Source organism: Citrobacter sp. TBCP-5362 (assembly GCF_005406305.1).
Taxonomy (GTDB): Bacteria; Pseudomonadota; Gammaproteobacteria; order Enterobacterales; family Enterobacteriaceae; genus Citrobacter_B; species Citrobacter_B koseri.
Genome location: NZ_CP040234.1, coordinates 4177289 through 4193381 on the forward strand (window position 1 = coordinate 4177289; position 16093 = coordinate 4193381).

15 protein-coding genes are annotated in these 16093 nt (G+C 54.9%); 8 read left to right on the forward strand and 7 right to left on the reverse strand.

Going from position 1 to position 16093, the window contains the following annotated elements:
- Positions 1 to 81: 81 nt before the first annotated feature.
- Both FD428_RS19875 and actP read left to right on the forward strand, forming a co-directional pair.
- Positions 82 to 396 carry a DUF485 domain-containing protein gene (locus FD428_RS19875; RefSeq protein WP_024130828.1) on the forward strand — a complete coding sequence of 105 codons (315 nt, stop codon included), beginning with the start codon at positions 82 to 84 and terminating at the stop codon, positions 394 to 396.
- Complete coding sequence (actP, locus tag FD428_RS19880) at positions 393 to 2042, forward strand: cation/acetate symporter ActP (RefSeq protein WP_012134589.1); 1650 nt, start codon at positions 393 to 395, stop codon at positions 2040 to 2042. The genes FD428_RS19875 and actP overlap by 4 nt, the downstream gene beginning before the upstream one ends.
- Positions 2043 to 2081: 39 nt before the next feature.
- Here actP and FD428_RS19885 read toward each other — a convergent pair whose 3' ends face one another.
- Together FD428_RS19885 and FD428_RS19890 are read right to left on the reverse strand one after the other, a co-directional pair.
- Positions 2082 to 2771: an LrgB family protein gene (locus FD428_RS19885; RefSeq protein ID WP_012134590.1), complete on the reverse strand. Its 690-nt coding sequence runs from the start codon at positions 2769 to 2771 to the stop codon at positions 2082 to 2084.
- A complete protein-coding gene (locus FD428_RS19890; RefSeq protein WP_012134591.1) occupies positions 2764 to 3174 on the reverse strand; it encodes a CidA/LrgA family protein in 411 nt (136 codons plus the stop codon). The genes FD428_RS19885 and FD428_RS19890 overlap by 8 nt, the downstream gene beginning before the upstream one ends.
- Positions 3175 to 3277: 103 nt before the next feature.
- Here FD428_RS19890 and FD428_RS19895 point away from each other — a divergent pair, with 103 nt between their 5' ends.
- Positions 3278 to 4165: a LysR family transcriptional regulator gene (locus FD428_RS19895; protein ID WP_012134592.1), complete on the forward strand. Its 888-nt coding sequence runs from the start codon at positions 3278 to 3280 to the stop codon at positions 4163 to 4165.
- A gap of 99 nt (positions 4166 to 4264) precedes the next feature.
- Here FD428_RS19895 and FD428_RS19900 read toward each other — a convergent pair whose 3' ends face one another.
- The 4 genes from FD428_RS19900 to soxR form a co-directional block, all read right to left on the reverse strand.
- Positions 4265 to 5911: a Na+/H+ antiporter gene (locus FD428_RS19900; RefSeq protein WP_012134595.1), complete on the reverse strand. Its 1647-nt coding sequence runs from the start codon at positions 5909 to 5911 to the stop codon at positions 4265 to 4267.
- A 152-nt stretch (positions 5912 to 6063) separates the two neighbouring features.
- Positions 6064 to 7413, reverse strand: coding sequence for a guanine/hypoxanthine transporter GhxP (ghxP, locus tag FD428_RS19905; RefSeq protein WP_024130830.1), 1350 nt, complete (start codon positions 7411 to 7413; stop codon positions 6064 to 6066).
- Positions 7414 to 7737: 324 nt separating this feature from the next.
- Positions 7738 to 8406: a glutathione S-transferase family protein gene (locus tag FD428_RS19910; protein ID WP_012134597.1), complete on the reverse strand. Its 669-nt coding sequence runs from the start codon at positions 8404 to 8406 to the stop codon at positions 7738 to 7740.
- A gap of 318 nt (positions 8407 to 8724) precedes the next feature.
- Positions 8725 to 9183 (reverse strand): redox-sensitive transcriptional activator SoxR, encoded by a 459-nt coding sequence (soxR, locus tag FD428_RS19915; RefSeq protein WP_049011570.1) that lies wholly within the window; start codon positions 9181 to 9183, stop codon positions 8725 to 8727.
- An 86-nt stretch (positions 9184 to 9269) separates the two neighbouring features.
- Here soxR and soxS point away from each other — a divergent pair, with 86 nt between their 5' ends.
- The gene (gene soxS, locus FD428_RS19920; RefSeq protein WP_012134599.1) at positions 9270 to 9593 is read left to right on the forward strand and encodes a superoxide response transcriptional regulator SoxS; all 324 of its coding nucleotides are present in this window, start codon (positions 9270 to 9272) and stop codon (positions 9591 to 9593) included.
- A 2-nt stretch (positions 9594 to 9595) separates the two neighbouring features.
- Here the strand turns inward: soxS and FD428_RS19925 are convergent, their stop codons facing one another.
- Positions 9596 to 11182, reverse strand: a complete 1587-nt coding sequence (locus FD428_RS19925) for an EAL domain-containing protein (RefSeq protein WP_049011569.1) — start codon at positions 11180 to 11182, stop codon at positions 9596 to 9598.
- 576 nt (positions 11183 to 11758) lie between these two features.
- Between FD428_RS19925 and FD428_RS19930 the strand changes: the two genes are divergently transcribed.
- From FD428_RS19930 to fecA, 4 genes are all read left to right on the forward strand, one after another.
- A complete protein-coding gene (locus FD428_RS19930) occupies positions 11759 to 12040 on the forward strand; it encodes a YjcB family protein (RefSeq protein ID WP_012134601.1) in 282 nt (93 codons plus the stop codon).
- Positions 12041 to 12196: 156 nt separating this feature from the next.
- A complete protein-coding gene (gene fecI, locus FD428_RS19935) occupies positions 12197 to 12715 on the forward strand; it encodes a ferric citrate uptake sigma factor FecI (protein WP_114848698.1) in 519 nt (172 codons plus the stop codon).
- Positions 12712 to 13668 (forward strand): ferric citrate uptake sigma factor regulator FecR, encoded by a 957-nt coding sequence (gene fecR, locus FD428_RS19940; RefSeq protein WP_114848699.1) that lies wholly within the window; start codon positions 12712 to 12714, stop codon positions 13666 to 13668. Before fecI ends, fecR begins: the two co-directional genes overlap by 4 nt.
- 97 nt (positions 13669 to 13765) lie before the next feature.
- Entirely contained in the window at positions 13766 to 16081 is a 2316-nt protein-coding gene (gene fecA, locus FD428_RS19945) for a TonB-dependent Fe(3+) dicitrate receptor FecA (RefSeq protein ID WP_114848700.1), read from the forward strand.
- The last annotated feature ends 12 nt before the right edge of the window (positions 16082 to 16093 follow it).

Genomic DNA, 16093 nt, shown 5'->3' on the forward strand with positions numbered 1-16093 from the left:
TCGCTTGTAGGCCGGATAAGGCTTCAGCCGCCATCCGGCAAAATAAAAAAATCCCCCTACCTTATCTCTGGAGACTCTGTGATGAATGACAATATTTATCAACGGATAGAAGACAGTGCGCGTTTCAGGGAGTTAGTCGAAAAACGGCAACGGTTTGCCACCATCCTGTCGGTCATCATGCTGGCGGTTTATATCAGCTTTATTCTACTGATTGCCTTCGCGCCGGGCTGGCTGGGCACTCCGCTACACGCCGGCACCAATGTCACCCGGGGTATTCCAATTGGGGTGGGCGTCATTCTGATCTCCTTCATCCTGACCGGTATTTACATCTGGCGGGCGAATGGTGAATTCGACCGTCTTAACAACGCCGTCCTGCACGAGGTTAAAGCATCATGAAGAGAGTCCTGACGGCGCTTGCCGCCACACTACCCTTCGCTGCAAACGCAGCGGATGCCATTAGCGGTGCAGTAGAACGCCAGCCAACCAACTGGCAGGCAATCGTCATGTTCCTGATTTTCGTGGTGTTTACGCTCGGCATCACCTACTGGGCCTCTAAACGCGTCCGTTCACGCAGCGACTATTACACGGCAGGCGGGAATATTACCGGCTTCCAGAATGGGCTGGCGATCGCCGGCGACTATATGTCCGCCGCGTCGTTCCTCGGAATTTCCGCTCTGGTGTTCACCTCCGGCTACGACGGGCTGATCTACTCCCTTGGCTTCCTGGTGGGCTGGCCTATCATTCTGTTCCTGATCGCCGAGCGCTTGCGTAACCTGGGTCGCTATACCTTTGCTGACGTCGCCTCTTATCGACTGAAACAGGGGCCGATCCGCATTCTGTCTGCCTGTGGTTCGCTGGTGGTCGTGGCGCTTTACCTCATCGCCCAGATGGTGGGGGCAGGTAAACTGATCGAGCTGTTGTTCGGTCTGAACTACCACATCGCGGTCGTGCTGGTGGGCGTTCTGATGATGATGTACGTCCTGTTCGGCGGCATGCTGGCAACGACATGGGTACAGATTATCAAAGCCGTACTGCTGCTGTTCGGCGCCAGCTTTATGGCCTTTATGGTCATGAAGCACGTCGGCTTCAGCTTCAACAACCTGTTCACCGAAGCGATGGCGGTACACCCGAAAGGTTCAGCCATTATGAGCCCTGGCGGTCTGGTCAACGACCCGATCTCCGCGCTGTCATTAGGCCTGGGTCTGATGTTCGGTACGGCAGGCTTACCGCACATTCTGATGCGTTTCTTTACCGTCAGCGATGCCCGCGAAGCGCGTAAAAGCGTGTTCTACGCCACTGGCTTTATGGGTTATTTCTACATCCTGACCTTTATTATCGGCTTCGGCGCGATCATGCTGGTCGGCGCGAACCCGGAGTATAAAGATGCCGCAGGCGCGTTAATCGGCGGCAACAACATGGCGGCGGTTCATCTGGCGAACGCGGTAGGCGGCAACCTGTTCCTCGGCTTTATCTCTGCGGTAGCCTTCGCAACGATCCTGGCGGTCGTGGCCGGTCTGACGCTGGCAGGCGCATCGGCGGTATCTCACGACCTGTACGCGAACGTGTTTCGTAAAGGCGCGACCGAACGCGAAGAATTGCGGGTATCGAAAATTACCGTACTGGTGCTGGGCGTAATTGCCATCATTCTGGGCGTGCTGTTTGAAAACCAGAATATCGCCTTCATGGTCGGCCTGGCGTTTGCTATCGCGGCGAGCTGCAACTTCCCAATCATCCTGCTCTCCATGTACTGGTCGAAGCTGACCACGCGCGGCGCGATGATGGGCGGCTGGTTAGGCCTGGTGACGGCTGTCGTGCTGATGGTTCTCGGCCCAACGATTTGGGTGCAAATCCTCGGCCACGAAAAAGCCATCTTCCCGTATGAGTATCCGGCGCTGTTCTCCATCAGCGTTGCCTTTATTGGGATCTGGTTCTTCTCCGCTACCGATAATTCTGCGGAAGGTAATCGCGAGCGTGAGCAGTTCCGCGCCCAGTTCATCCGTTCCCAGACCGGGTACGGCGTTGAGCAAGGCCGCGCGCATTAATTCAGCGCACTCCTCCGGCCCACGGGTCGGAGGACAACATCAGAACATCACTTTTGCGACCAGCGGCGCCGCCAGCACCATCATCACACCGGACAGCATCATCACCAGACTGGCGACGACGCCCTCCTGCTGACCCAGTTCATACGAACGCGCCGTACCTGCCCCATGTGATGCCGCGCCAAACCCGGCGCCTTTCGCCATTCCTTCACGAATAGACAGGCGCAAAAACAGCGCATCGCCAACCGCCATCCCGAACACGCCAGTCACCACCACAAAGAGCGCCACTAAATCCGGTTGACCGCCCAGCGGCTCTGCCGCCGCCAGCGCAAATGGCGTGGTGACGGAACGCACGGCCAGGCTGCGCTGAATCTCATCCGGCAGCGTAAACAGGCGCGCCAGCCAGACGGAACTGGTGACCGCCACCACGGTTGCCGTTACCACGCCCGCCGTCAGCGACATCCAGTGGCGTTTAATGATGGCGAGATTATCGTAAACCGGAACGGCAAACGCGATGGTCGCCGGGCCTAACAACCACAGCAGCCAGTGCGATTCGCCAATGTAGTTCTGCCAGGAGATATGGCCAAACACCAGTATCAATACCAACAGCGCGGGCGTGAGCACCAGCGGCATCAACGGCAGCTTACGAAAGCGACGGTACAGCCGCTTATTGACGAAATAGATCCCCAGCGTGATGACCAGGCACAGTACGCTTAGCTGAAAATTACTCACGGTTTACCCTGCTCATCTCATAGCGGTATACGTTATCCACCACCCATGCGGTTGCGCCAAGCACCATCAGCGTGCTGATCGCAATCACGGCGAAGATACGCCAGCCGTCCATCAACAGCAGTTGCGCATAGTTAACGACCGCCACCACGGCGGGGACAAAGAACAGCAGCATTTCCGCCAGCAGCCAGCGTGCGCCCGCGCGAACCCAGTTAAGCGGGATCACCCGACAGACAATAAGCGCCAGCATCAGCGCCATCCCAACCAGATTGGCGGGAAGCGGCAGATGCAGCCATGAAACAAGGTATTGAGCAAAAACAAATAAACCTGCATACAGCAGTACCTGAACCGGTATCTGGAGTCGTTGCATAACAGCAGGCGTAACGCGGCTTATCGCCACAGCCATGAGGGAATGTCCTGAAAAATAAAACGGAACGCCAGTATAGAGAGCGCCCGTCCGCTACTGAAATGAATTAAACTCATTGCAGGCATAGTCTTAAGGAATAATCATGGATATCAGAACGCTGCGTTATTTTGTCGAGGTGGTGCGCCAGCAGAGTTTCACCCGCGCAGCGGAGAAGTTATTTGTCACTCAGCCCACCATCAGCAAGATGCTGAAGAATCTGGAAGATGAGCTTAATTGCACGCTGCTGATCCGCGATGGGCGACGTCTGCTGCTGACGGATACCGGGCGCGTGGTGTTCGAGCGCGGCCTGGCGATCCTCGCTGAATTTCGCCAGCTGGAAGCAGAGCTGGGCGATATTAACCATCTCAATAAAGGGCTGCTGCGGCTTGGCATCCCGCCGATGGTCGGCATGCTGATGGCCGGGCCGATTAGCCTGTTTCGCCAGCGTTATCCGGGTGTGGAACTGAAGATTGCAGAATTTGGCGGTTTGACGGTACAGCAGGCGGTAATGAACGGCGAGCTGGATGTGGCGATGACCGCGCTGCCAGTGGAGGAAGAGAGCGGACTGACGACCTTGCCGCTGTTCAGCCACCCGCTATGCGTGCTGGTGCCGCGTTCCGGTAAGTGGATGGCGTGCGAGTCGATTTCCCCCGAAGCGCTGGCGGAGCATCCTCTGCTTATCTACAACGAAGATTTTGCGTTGAATCGCCAGTTGATGCGGCTTTTTAAGCAGCATGATGTGAAGCCGCGTATTGCGGTACGCAGCGGTCAGTGGGATTTCCTGGCCGCTATGGTGCAGGCCGGCGTCGGAATTGCGATTTTGCCGGAGCCGATTTGCCAACGGCTGGATAAACAAACCCTGCGTTGGCTCCCGCTGGAGAGTGACTTACGCTGGCAGTTGGGCATGATCTGGCGCGAAGGCGTTTATTTGTCCCACAGCGCCAGAGCGTGGTTGACGTGTTGCGAAGGGTTCTGGTTAACGCAGGAATAACGCCTCGCTCGCCGGATGGCGGCGCAAGCGCCTTATCCGGCCTACGGGAGTGCATTTTGTAGGCCCGGTAAGCGAAGCGCCACCGGGCGATACGGGTGCTTACTGATTTTCGATCAACAATGCTTCCAGCAAATCCAGGTCATGCAGCAGTTTTTGCAGGGTTTCGTTACTGATCTCACGCGTCGCGCGCAGGTGGTATAACTCTGCACGTTCCGAGCGTAGCGCCGCCAGGCGGAAGCGCCGTTCGAGGTTCTCTTCCTGCATTGAGCTTTCCACATCGTTACGCCCATCGGCGCGGCGACGCAGGTTACCAATCACGCGGGAGCTGACCTCGGTGAGCAACTGGTTATCGATGTTCTCTTCGGTATCCGCCGCCAGACGTTCTTCCATCTTCTGAATCGCGACAATCGCCACTTCCGCCGTGGCGGCGCGGGCGATTCGCTCCTCTTTCTGCTGCTGTGAGTGATCGCCCACTTCCAGATGTTGCAGCAGAATCGGCAGCATCACGACCCCCACAAACAGCGAGAACAAAATCACGCCCGCCGCAAGGAATACCAGCTCATAGCGCGCCGGGAAGCCGTTACCATCCGGCAACAATAGCGGGATAGAGAGCACACCGGCCAGCGTAATCGCCCCGCGTACCCCTGCAAAAGAGGCGATAAGAACTTCACGCATCGTCCAGGCGCCAAACTCCATCGGCTTTTTCTTCAGGAAGCGATTACTGAAGTTCTTCATCGTCCACAGCCAACCAAAGCGCACCAGCATCAGCGCGGCATAAATCAGCACGATATCGGTGAACAGCATCCAGGTTTCAACGTTGGGATCGGCTTCCGCCGCCACCAGCGACGACTCCAGAATCCCTGGCAGTTGCAGACCCAACAGCAGAAAGACCATGCCGTTAAAGACAAACTCCAGCATCGCCCAGGTGCTGTTGGCGCGCAGACGCATCGCCAGCGGCGCGCGACGCATAACGCCGGAGCGGGTGATGGTCATCCCGGCCGCCACAGCGGCAAGAATGCCGGATACGCCGATATGTTCCGCAATCAGGTAGGAGGCGAACGGCAGCAGGAACAGCAAGACGATTTGCGTCGCTGGCTCATCCCCGCCCCAACGGCTCAGGAAACGCAGGGAGCGACCGTATAACCAACTGACGACAAAGCCCGCCAGAATACCACCCACTGCGACTTTGAAGAACTCCACCGTCGCCCCGCCGACGGTAAACACCATCGTCCCCATCGCCACTGCGACGGCAAATTTCAACGACACCAGGCCGGACGCGTCGTTCATCAACGCCTCGCCTTGCAGGATGCCCATAATTTTCTTCGGAATGCGCCCCTCGCCGACAATGCCGGAAAGCGCAACCGCATCGGTCGGCGACAGTACGGCAGCCAGCGCGAAGGCCGGTATCAGCGGAATGCCCGGCACCAGCCAGTAAATCATAAAGCCAATTCCGACCACCGTGACCAGCACCAGCGCCAGCGCCAGACCGAAAATCTCTCGCCCATGTTCGAGAAACTCCCGGGTCGGCGTTTTCCAGCCGTCTGCGAACAACAGCGGCGGAATAAACAGCACCAGGAACAGTTCAGGGTCAAATTCCACATGCAAACCAAACGTCGGCCATGCCAGCAGCGCGCCAATGGCGATTTGCATGAGGGGTAAAGGAAGCTGGAAGGGCAATACACGAGTAAATACCCCCGACAGCGAGACCACAAGGGTCATGATGAGTATTGTGAAGAAGATTTCCATGCGTTCCCTGTTTGCGATATTTCTTATGTTTTAAAACGTGAGGCGTCGTGCCTCAATTCTATCTTCCTCAGAGTAACGCAAAAGACAACGGGATGTGTCCTGAAAATAAAAACGGGCGGCAAAAGCCACCCGTTTTTAGAGGACGCCAGGAATCAGATAGCCCAGCCGCCCGCATAGAAGGCGACCAGCGCTACGGCAATTACCACGGTGCCGACGTTCAGCTTACGCCATTCGCCCGACACAATGCGGCCGATCACCAGCGTAGCAAAACCAATCATAATGCCGGTTACGATGTTGCAGGTCAGGACGATAAACACCGCCGTGATCAGACCCGCCATCGCATCCACAAAGTCAGCGAAGTCGATTTTCGCCACGTTGCTCAGCATCAGCAGGCCGACGTACATCAGCGCGGGCGCGGTCGCGTAGACCGGAACCAGATAAGAGAGCGGAGAGAGGAACAGGATCAGCAGGAACAGGACGCCGACGGTGATCGCCGTCAGACCCGTTTTACCGCCTGCCGCCGTACCCGCCGCCGATTCAATGTATACCGCCGCAGGCGCTGCGCCAACCAGACCAGAGAACACGCTGCTCAGGGAGTCGGTGGTCAGCGCTTTGCCGCCATCAATAATCTGCCCGTCTTTATCCAGCAGGTTCGCCTGGCCAGCGACCGCGCGAATCGTGCCGGTGGCGTCGAAAACAGCGGTCATCACCAGCGCCAGCACGCTCGGCAGGACGATCGGGTTCAGCGCGCCCATAATATCCAGGCTGCCAATCAGCGAGTTGCCGTGTTCATCACTTAAAGACGGCATAGCAAAAAAGCCGGAGAAATGGACGGATGGATCGAAGATCAAACCCACAACCGAAATACCAATAATGGTCAGCAGAATGCCACCCGGCACCTTCAGTTTTTCCAGGCCGATAATGACCGCCAGACCAATCAGCGACATGATAACCGGGAAAGAATCAAAGTTACCCAGCGCGACCGGCAGACCGTCCAGCGGGTTCTTAATCACCAGACCCACGCCATTCGCGGCGATCAGCAACAGGAACAGGCCGATACCGATGCCGGTGCCGTGCGCCACGCCATGCGGCAGATTGCGCAGGATCCAGCTACGGATACCGGTCGCCGAGATGATGGTAAACAGCACGCCCATCAGGAATACCGCACCCAGCGCAACCGGAACGCTAATGTGCTGACCCAGCACCAGGCTAAACGCGGTGAAGGCGGTCAGCGAGATGGCGCAACCGATAGCCAACGGCAGGTTCGCCCACAGACCCATAACAATAGAACCGACGCCAGCCACCAGGCAGGTCGCCACAAATACGGCGGCAGGCGGGAATCCGGCTTTACCCAGCATCCCCGGAACCACGATAACGGAGTAGACCATCGCCAGGAAAGTCGTTAATCCGGCAACCACTTCCTGACGGACGGTGCTTCCACGGTGTGAAATTTTAAACCAGGCGTCGAGTGAACCGCCGGTACGCGCTGAAGGCGTAGACATAGAAAACATCCCCTGAGAGTTTATTTTTCGTCGAGTATGCGTGGTGGACAATCCACTGCCAGCGAAACGTCATCTCCTTGTGCTACGTTTGCAACAATAAGGGGTGTCGCAAAAAAGCAAACGTTTAACTCCGCGCATACAAAACGGGTAGTAAAAAAAGCAAACGATTATCCAGCGATAATACGGGGCTTTTCAACTAAACTTTGCGGCTTTTTGCTTATTTCTTTTCATCACGCTCAATAAATCGCCAGTCGATGCGCAAACGTTATCGTCAATGCGCAATCTGATAACATTTTTTCTCGGGCGGACGACTGACACATCCGTCTACCCGCCAGGGATCTCAAAAGGACCGCCTTGCTGGATAGCCCTTTGCCACGCCGGGCGCATCTCTACGCGCTTCTTCCAGGCGCTAATGTGCGTCAGGTCGTTAATTCCGCCTCGGCTCAGTAACGCAAACAGAGGAAAACTCATCTGGATATCCGCCATGCTGATATGTTCCCCGGCAAACCAGGGCTGCGCGGCAAGATGCGCATCAATGTAGCGCGCATGCGTCTCCAGTTGCGGGTTGAGATACGCTTTTTGCACGCCCTGCCCCAGAATGCCGCCCAGCGTGCGTAACCCAAATGGCACCGGCGGTTTACCCAGGCTGACAAACACCAGTTTCATTAACAGCATTGGCATTAACGAGCCTTCCGCATAATGCAGCCAGAACCGATACTGCCGTTTTTGCCGGGCATCGGCAGGTTTAAACTGCCCTGCGTGGTCATAGGTTTCCTGCAAATACTCCAGGATGGCGCCGGATTCGGCGAGGATCTCACCGTTATCTTCAATAACGGGCGATTTTCCAAGCGGGTGGATTTTTTTCAGCGCCGGTGGCGCAAGCATGGTTTTTTCACGCTGGTAGCGAACAATCTGGTAGGGCAGCGACAGCTCCTCCAGCGCCCAGAGCACGCGCTGGGAACGAGATTGATTCAAATGATGCACCGTCAGCATGGCTGTCTCCTGTTTTTCATTCAAATTAACTATAGAAAAGAGCGAGAGATGGCGTAAAAATTTCGGCTAAAAAACAGACAATACACTGGCAAACGGGCGGGCATGGCATACAATTACAGTATCAACACAAACCGGAACCTCCACCACGTGCTCGACTGAGGGGTGTTGATGTCGGGGGAAACCCTCCCGTGAACCAACGGGATAGAGCGAAAGACAAAGACCGGAAACAAACTAAAGCGCCCTTGCGGCGCTTTAGTTTTATGCGCGGCGATATGGCGCTCGCCTATCCGGCCTACGCGCGTCCCGGCGAAACGACATTTAATCATCTTCCAGCAATCGCGCCCCTGTTCCCTGCGTACCGAGCTGATCGCCTGGGTTGCGCAGCGGGCAATCGCTACGCGACAAACAGCCGCAGCCGATGCAGCCGTCCAGCTCATCACGCAACGCCACCAGAGTATGAATACGTCTGTCCAGCTCCTCGCGCCATTGCGAAGAAAGCTGCTTCCACTCCTTTGCGCTCAGCGTATGCCCCTCAGGCAATACGCCAAACGCTTCGCCAATGGTCGCCAGTGGAATGCCAATACGTTGAGCAATCTTGATGATCGCCACATAGCGCAGCACATCGCGCTTATATCGCCGCTGATTGCCGCCGTTACGGACACTGCTGATAAGCCCTTTGCTCTCATAAAAGTGCAGCGCCGATACCGCCACACCGCTACGTTTCGCCACCTCACCCGGCGTAAGCAGGGACTTTATACGCGGTAATTTCTTTTCCATAAATCGCTTTACCTCAAGTTAACTTGAGGAATTATACTCGCCCGCAGACAAAACGACGAATCGAACACTGAGAAAGAGGCAGCAATATGTCCCATCAGCAGATAATTCAGACCCTTATTGAATGGATTGATGAACATATCGACCAACCGCTGAACATTGATGTGGTCGCAAAAAAATCAGGTTACTCGAAGTGGTATTTACAGCGGATGTTCCGCACGGTGATGCATCAGACGCTGGGCGACTATATTCGTCAGCGCCGACTCCTGCTAGCCGCCGTAGAGCTACGAACGACCGAGCGCCCCATTTTTGATATCGCGATGGATCTGGGATATGTGTCGCAACAGACATTTTCGCGCGTCTTCCGCCGCGAGTTTGACCGCACGCCCAGCGACTACCGTCATCGTCTGTAACCTTACTGCCCGCGCTGCATCAGGAGTGCGGGCGACTGTTGCAGCCACTGAATAAACGCCTGCGGCGGCATCGCCTTCGCAAAATACCATCCCTGACAATACTGAACGCCGCGCTTGAACAGCCAGTTCACCTGATCTGCCGTTTCCACGCCTTCGGCAATGGCCTTCAGGTGTAAACTTTGCGCCATTTCGATGATATGTTCCGCGATCAGATGACTGGTGCTATTGGTGGTCAGCGTGTCGATAAAGGATTTATCAATCTTCAGAATATCGACATTCAATGAATACAGGTTGTGCAGGTTTGAATACCCTGTTCCAAAATCATCGATTGCCACTTCAAAACCCGCCTGACGAAATGCCTGAATAACCGGCGTGGTTTTCGGCACGTCAATAAAGCCGCGCTCCGTCACTTCCACCTTAATTTGTTGCGCAAGAACGGAATGCTGGCGGGCTTTCTCCGCAATTAACGCGATAAGCCGGGAGGAGTGGAAATCAGAAGCAGAGAGATTAATAGAGATATAAAGATGAGGTTGCGAGGCGAGAAAATGTCCCAGATCGTTGAATACTTCTTCCACAACGTAATCGGTAATCTGCGCAATCATCCCCTCTTTTTCAGCCAGCGGGATAAACTCTGCCGGGCTCATCACCTGCCCTTCAAAACCAGGCCAGCGCAATAGCGCCTCCGCCCCCACGCATTTTTCATTTTGAATATCAATAATGGGCTGATAATAAAGACGCAGTTGACGTTTATCGATCGCTCGCTGCAACAAACGGCGCGGTGAATGATATTCCTCGCGCGTACGCGACCACATCAATAACACAATGATGCTACAGATAATGCCTAACGGCAGCGTTAACGTCGCCTGATGGTACAGGTTCTGATAGAAACGTGCGTTATCAGTGGAAACAATTATCGCGATCGGACGTTTTTCTGAATGGGCAATAGTATAGAAGCGATTATTTTGCTGAAAGGTAGATTCATCACGGTGCAGTAACGGTAATAATTGCTCGACGTTTGCCTGTTCGCTCACGGAGAAAAAGGAGCTCGTCACCGTGTCATATACACCCCAGGCCAGAGTCGGATCGTCTGACATCACCTCGCTGTAAGACAACGGATTTATTACCGCGACATAGTGTCCTCTTTGCATATACGTCATTTTGTAGCCAGCAAAGAACGGCGTATCACGATAGTAATAAATAGAAACGTCTGGTTCTCGTTTATAATCTGCGGCAGGGATAATATAAGGACTGGCAGGCGCCATTACCGTAGAGCATAAAAAATGATCGTCTTGCGCATAAATTAACTCGCTGATATACAGACGACCACGAATAATATCCTGCATTCGTTTTTGATGCGCAGGAGTACAGGCTTTTCCCTGATACTGCTGTATCGCGTCGCGGGCCAGCTCCACCTGCTGGACAACCAGTTCCGTTTTTTCTAATGCCAGCTCGGCAAAAGAGTGCAGTTGATTACGGGTTTCAGACACCGCCCGCATGTGGGCAAACCATAGCGCCAGCATCACGGGGAGTAATACCACCATGATTGTTCCAAGGAATCTCAGCAACTTTCGTTGCGCGCTATGATTCATTTCGGCCCTGTATCCCTGAATTGTCTGTGCCTGTCATCATCAAGGCGGATGCTATAACAAACAGGTGATTACGTTGCATGAATTAAGCGACATTAGCAACAGACTTTTCCTGGTAAAAGTCTGATATTGACGGATGACGATAATATTTTCCCGTAAGGCAAACTTAAAGTTATGCTTATTTTTATTAGGGAATATTCTAATCCAAAAGGAGTAAGAATTTTCCAGGGTTTTTTCCGATTAATGCAGAAAAATTAAGTTAAATTTCCAGGCTGGTTAATTTTCCGGCGCTAATAAAATGGTAATAAAAATACATCTTCAATAACCAGCCCCATAATCTTCCGGTATAGCCCCCTTCAGATACCCATATTTAATTTGTGGTTATAAAGCACACAAAAAAGGGTGCCCTGCACTGGCTAACAAACAATTTATTGTGATATAGTTCACAAAAATGATGAAACAGAAACGTTGTTTCATTCAGTGTCGATGTCATGCCCGTCGATAGCCAGAGTGTACCACGCCTTCCGTGAGCAACGCCGCGCTGTCCAGGGCACCTGCTATTCTCAGAGGAAATGTTTCATGGCTACCATAACCACTGGCGTGGTTCTTCTCCGCTGGCAACTGCTGAGCGCTGTGCTCATGTTTTTAGCCAGCACGCTCAATATTCGCTTTCGTAAATCCGACTATATCGGACTCGCGGTGATCAGTAGCGGCCTTGGCGTCGTATCGGCCTGCTGGTTTGCAACCGGGTTACTCGGCATCACTCTGATGGATGTCTCCGCAATCTGGAACAATATCGAAGCCGTGATGGTGGAAGCCATGAGCCATACCCCGCCAGAGTGGCCGATGGTGTTGACCTGATGCTGATATAAGCCTCCGCCCGGAGGCTTTTTTATTCTCTCAAAAACAGCCAGTTAACCTTTATCCCGCTAAAATCGCCGTATCATTTATTGTAATGAGAACTATTCTCATATTAACATCCCCGCCGTGATGATTAACTTTTGATACTTTTCCGCTATGCCGACTCCAGTTCAGTGCGCTCCTTTAACGTTTGAATCGCTGTATCGCGCGCATCACGGCTGGCTGACGCACTGGCTGGCGCGAAAGTTACAGTCGGCGTTCGACGCCGACGACGTCGCCCAGGACACCTTCCTGCGTATTATTAACGGTGAATCTCTGACGGCGATTCGCGACCCAAAGTCGTTTCTCTGCACCGTCGCCAAACGGGTGATGATCGACCTTTTCCGCCGCAATGCGCTGGAAAAAGCGTATCTGGAGATGCTTGCGCAGTTACCCGAAACGCTGGCGCCTTCCGCTGAAGAAAAGCAGTCACATCTCGAAACGCTGCAACTTGTCGACAGGATGCTGGACGGGTTGAGCGCCAAAGCGAGAACGGCCTTCCTGCTTTCTCAGCTTGACGGGCTGACCTACAGCGCCATCGCGCAACGTCTGAATGTTTCCGTCAGCTCGGTGAAAAAGTACGTCGCGAAAGCCACGGAACACTGCCTGCTGTTCCGCCTGGAGCATGGCCTGTGAAAACCTCCCTCACCGATGCCCGCCGCCAGGCGCTACGTTCAGCCTCACACTGGTATGCCGTTTTAAGCGGGGAGCGCGTGAGCCCCCAGCAGGAAGCGCGCTGGCAGCAGTGGTATGAACAAGATCAGGATAATCAATGGGCCTGGCAGCAGGTCGAAAACCTGCGCTGCCAGATGAGCAGCGTCCCCGGCAAACTCGCCAGCCACACACTGAAAGACAGCCGCCTGACGCGTCGCCACGTACTGAAAGGGTTGCTGTTGCTGGTCTGCGCGGGCGGCAGCTGGCAGCTCTGGCGATCGGAGTTGGGCGAAGGCCTGCGTGCTGATTATCGTACCGCCCGGGGGCAGACTCGCCAGCAGACGCTGGAGGATGGCACGTTGCTTTCGCTGAATACCGACAGCGCGGTTAACGTGCGATTTGACGGTAGCCAGCGCCAGATCCAGCTCTGGTACGGCGAGATCGCCATTACCACCGGTAAAGACGCGCTGCAACGCCCGTTTCGTGTACAGACGCGCCAGGGCCAGCTCACCGCATTGGGTACGGAATTTACCGTGCGCCAGGACGGCGATGAAACCGTCCTTAGCGTCCGCCAACATGCCGTCGAAGCGATTCTCGCCGGAGATCCGCAACAAAAACGGGTTATTCAGCAAGGTGAAACGGTGCGCTTCAGCGCCTCGCAGTTTGGCGACGTCGCATCATTGAATGACGAGTCTGCAAGCTGGACGCAGGGCGTGTTAAGTTTCAGCGACAAACCTCTAGGCGACGTCATCGCCACGCTCTCGCGCTACCGACACGGCATACTGCGTTGCGACCCGGCCGTTGCCGGATTACGCCTGACAGGGACGTTCCCGCTCGGCAACACCGATGCCGTACTGAATGCGATCGCGAAAACGCTTCCTGTGAAAATTCATTTTGTTACGCGCTACTGGGTCACGCTGTCTCCCGCCATTTAAACGATAACGAAAAAAATTATCATTTTTATTGTCCCTTTTGCCCCGCTCGTTCGACTTCATAACTGAATACAAATAAAGAAATGATGATGGAGACGTGATGGCCTTTCATAACACAGCACCTCTGGTGATGGCGATTCGTTTAAGCCTGCTTCCGCTTGCCGGACTGGCTTCACTGCCTGCATTTGCCACGCAGTTCGATATTGCCGCCGGAGATTTAGACAAAGCACTTAATCAATACGCTGCCCGCAGCGGCATTATTATGTCAGTGGATGCTTCGCTCACGCGGGGCAAACACAGCGACGGACTGCACGGCGACTACGCGCTTGAAGATGGCCTGCGCACGCTGCTAAAGGGGAGCGGCCTACAGGAAAAATCGTTAGGCGATAACACCTGGACGCTGGAAGCCGCCCCGGTTGCCAGCGAGGACTCGTTGACCGTAGTCGGCGACTGGCTGGGTGAAGCCCGGGAAAACGACGTGTTCGAACATGCCGGCGCGCGTGACGTTATCCGTCGGGATGATTTCACCAAAACCGGCGCGACGACCATGCGCGAAGCGCTGAACCGTATCCCCGGCGTCAACGCCCCGGAAAACAACGGCACCGGCAGCCATGACCTGGCAATGAACTTCGGTATTCGCGGTCTTAACCCACGCCTGGCCAGCCGCTCGACGGTATTGATGGACGGCATCCCCGTGCCTTTTGCGCCATACGGTCAGCCGCAGCTGTCGCTCGCGCCGGTCTCTCTGGGCAATATGGATGCCGTTGACGTGGTGCGCGGCGGCGGCGCGGTGCGCTATGGGCCGCAAAGCGTGGGTGGTGTGGTGAACTTCGTGACCCGCGCGATTCCGCAGGATTTCGGTATTGAAGCCGGCGTTGAAGGGCAACTCAGCCCCACCTCGTCGCAAAACAATCCAAAAGAGACGCACAACCTGATGGTAGGCGGAACGGCGGATAACGGTTTCGGCACGGCCCTGCTCTACTCCGGCACGCGCGGCAGCGACTGGCGCGAACACAGCAACACCCGTATCGACGACGTGATGCTGAAAAGCAAATACGCGCCTGACGAGGTACACACCTTCAATAGCCTGCTGCAATACTATGACGGTCACGCCGATATGCCCGGCGGCCTGTCCCGCGCCGACTACGACGCCGATCGCTGGCAGTCCACGCGCCCGTATGACAGCTTCTGGGGCCGCCGCCAGCTTGCCAGTCTGGGATATCAATACCAGCCCGACAGCCAGCACAAATTCAATATTCAGGGTTTCTACACCCGCACCCTGCGCAGCGGTTATTTAGAGCAAGGAAAACGCATTACGCTCTCACCGCGCTACTACTGGGTTCGCGGCATTGAACCGCGCTACAGCCAGAGCTTTATGATTGGCCCGTCTGCGCATGAAGTCGGCGTAGGCTATCGCTATGTCAATGAATCCACGCATGAAATGCGTTACTACACCGCAACCACCAGCGGTCAGTTGCCGTCAACATCCAGCCCTTATGACCGTGATACGCGTTCAGGGACCGAAGCTCACGCCTGGTATCTCGATGACAAAATTGATATCGGCAACTGGACCATTACGCCAGGTATGCGTTTTGAGCACATTGAATCCTACCAGGACAACAACGTTAAAGGTACGCACGAAGAGGTGAGCTACAACGCCCCGCTTCCGGCGCTTAACGTCCTCTACCACCTCACTGGCAGCTGGAATCTTTATGCCAACACTGAAGGCTCGTTCGGCACCGTACAGTACAGTCAAATTGGCAAGGCTGTGCAAAGCGGCAATGTGGAACCGGAAAAAGCGCGAACCTGGGAAGTCGGAACCCGATTCGACAACGGCGCGCTGACGGCGGAAATGGGGCTGTTCCTGATTAACTTTAATAATCAGTACGACTCCAACCAGACTAACGATACGGTTACCGCCCGTGGCAAAACCCGTCATACCGGGCTGGAAACGCAGGTACGTTACGATCTCGGCGATATGACGCCCACGCTGGAAAATGTCGCCGTTTACGCTAACTACGCGTACGTTAACGCCGAAATTCGCGAAAAAGGCGACACTTACGGCAATCAGGTGCCGTTCTCACCGAAGCATAAAGGAACGCTGGGCGTGGATTACAAACCCGGCAACTGGACGTTCAACCTGAACAGCGATTTCCAGTCCAGCCAGTTTGCCGACAACGCCAATACTGTGAAAGAGAGCGCGGACGGCAGCACCGGGCGTATTCCGGGTTACATGTTGTGGGGCGCGCGCGTGGCGTATGACTTCGGCCCCGAGATGGCCAACCTGAACCTCGCGTTTGGCGTAAAGAATATCTTCGACCATGAGTATTACACCCGCTCGTATGACGACAACAACAAAGGCATCTATGCCGGACAGCCGCGAACGCTGTACCTGCAAGGGTCACTGAAGTTCTGATTGTTCATTTGT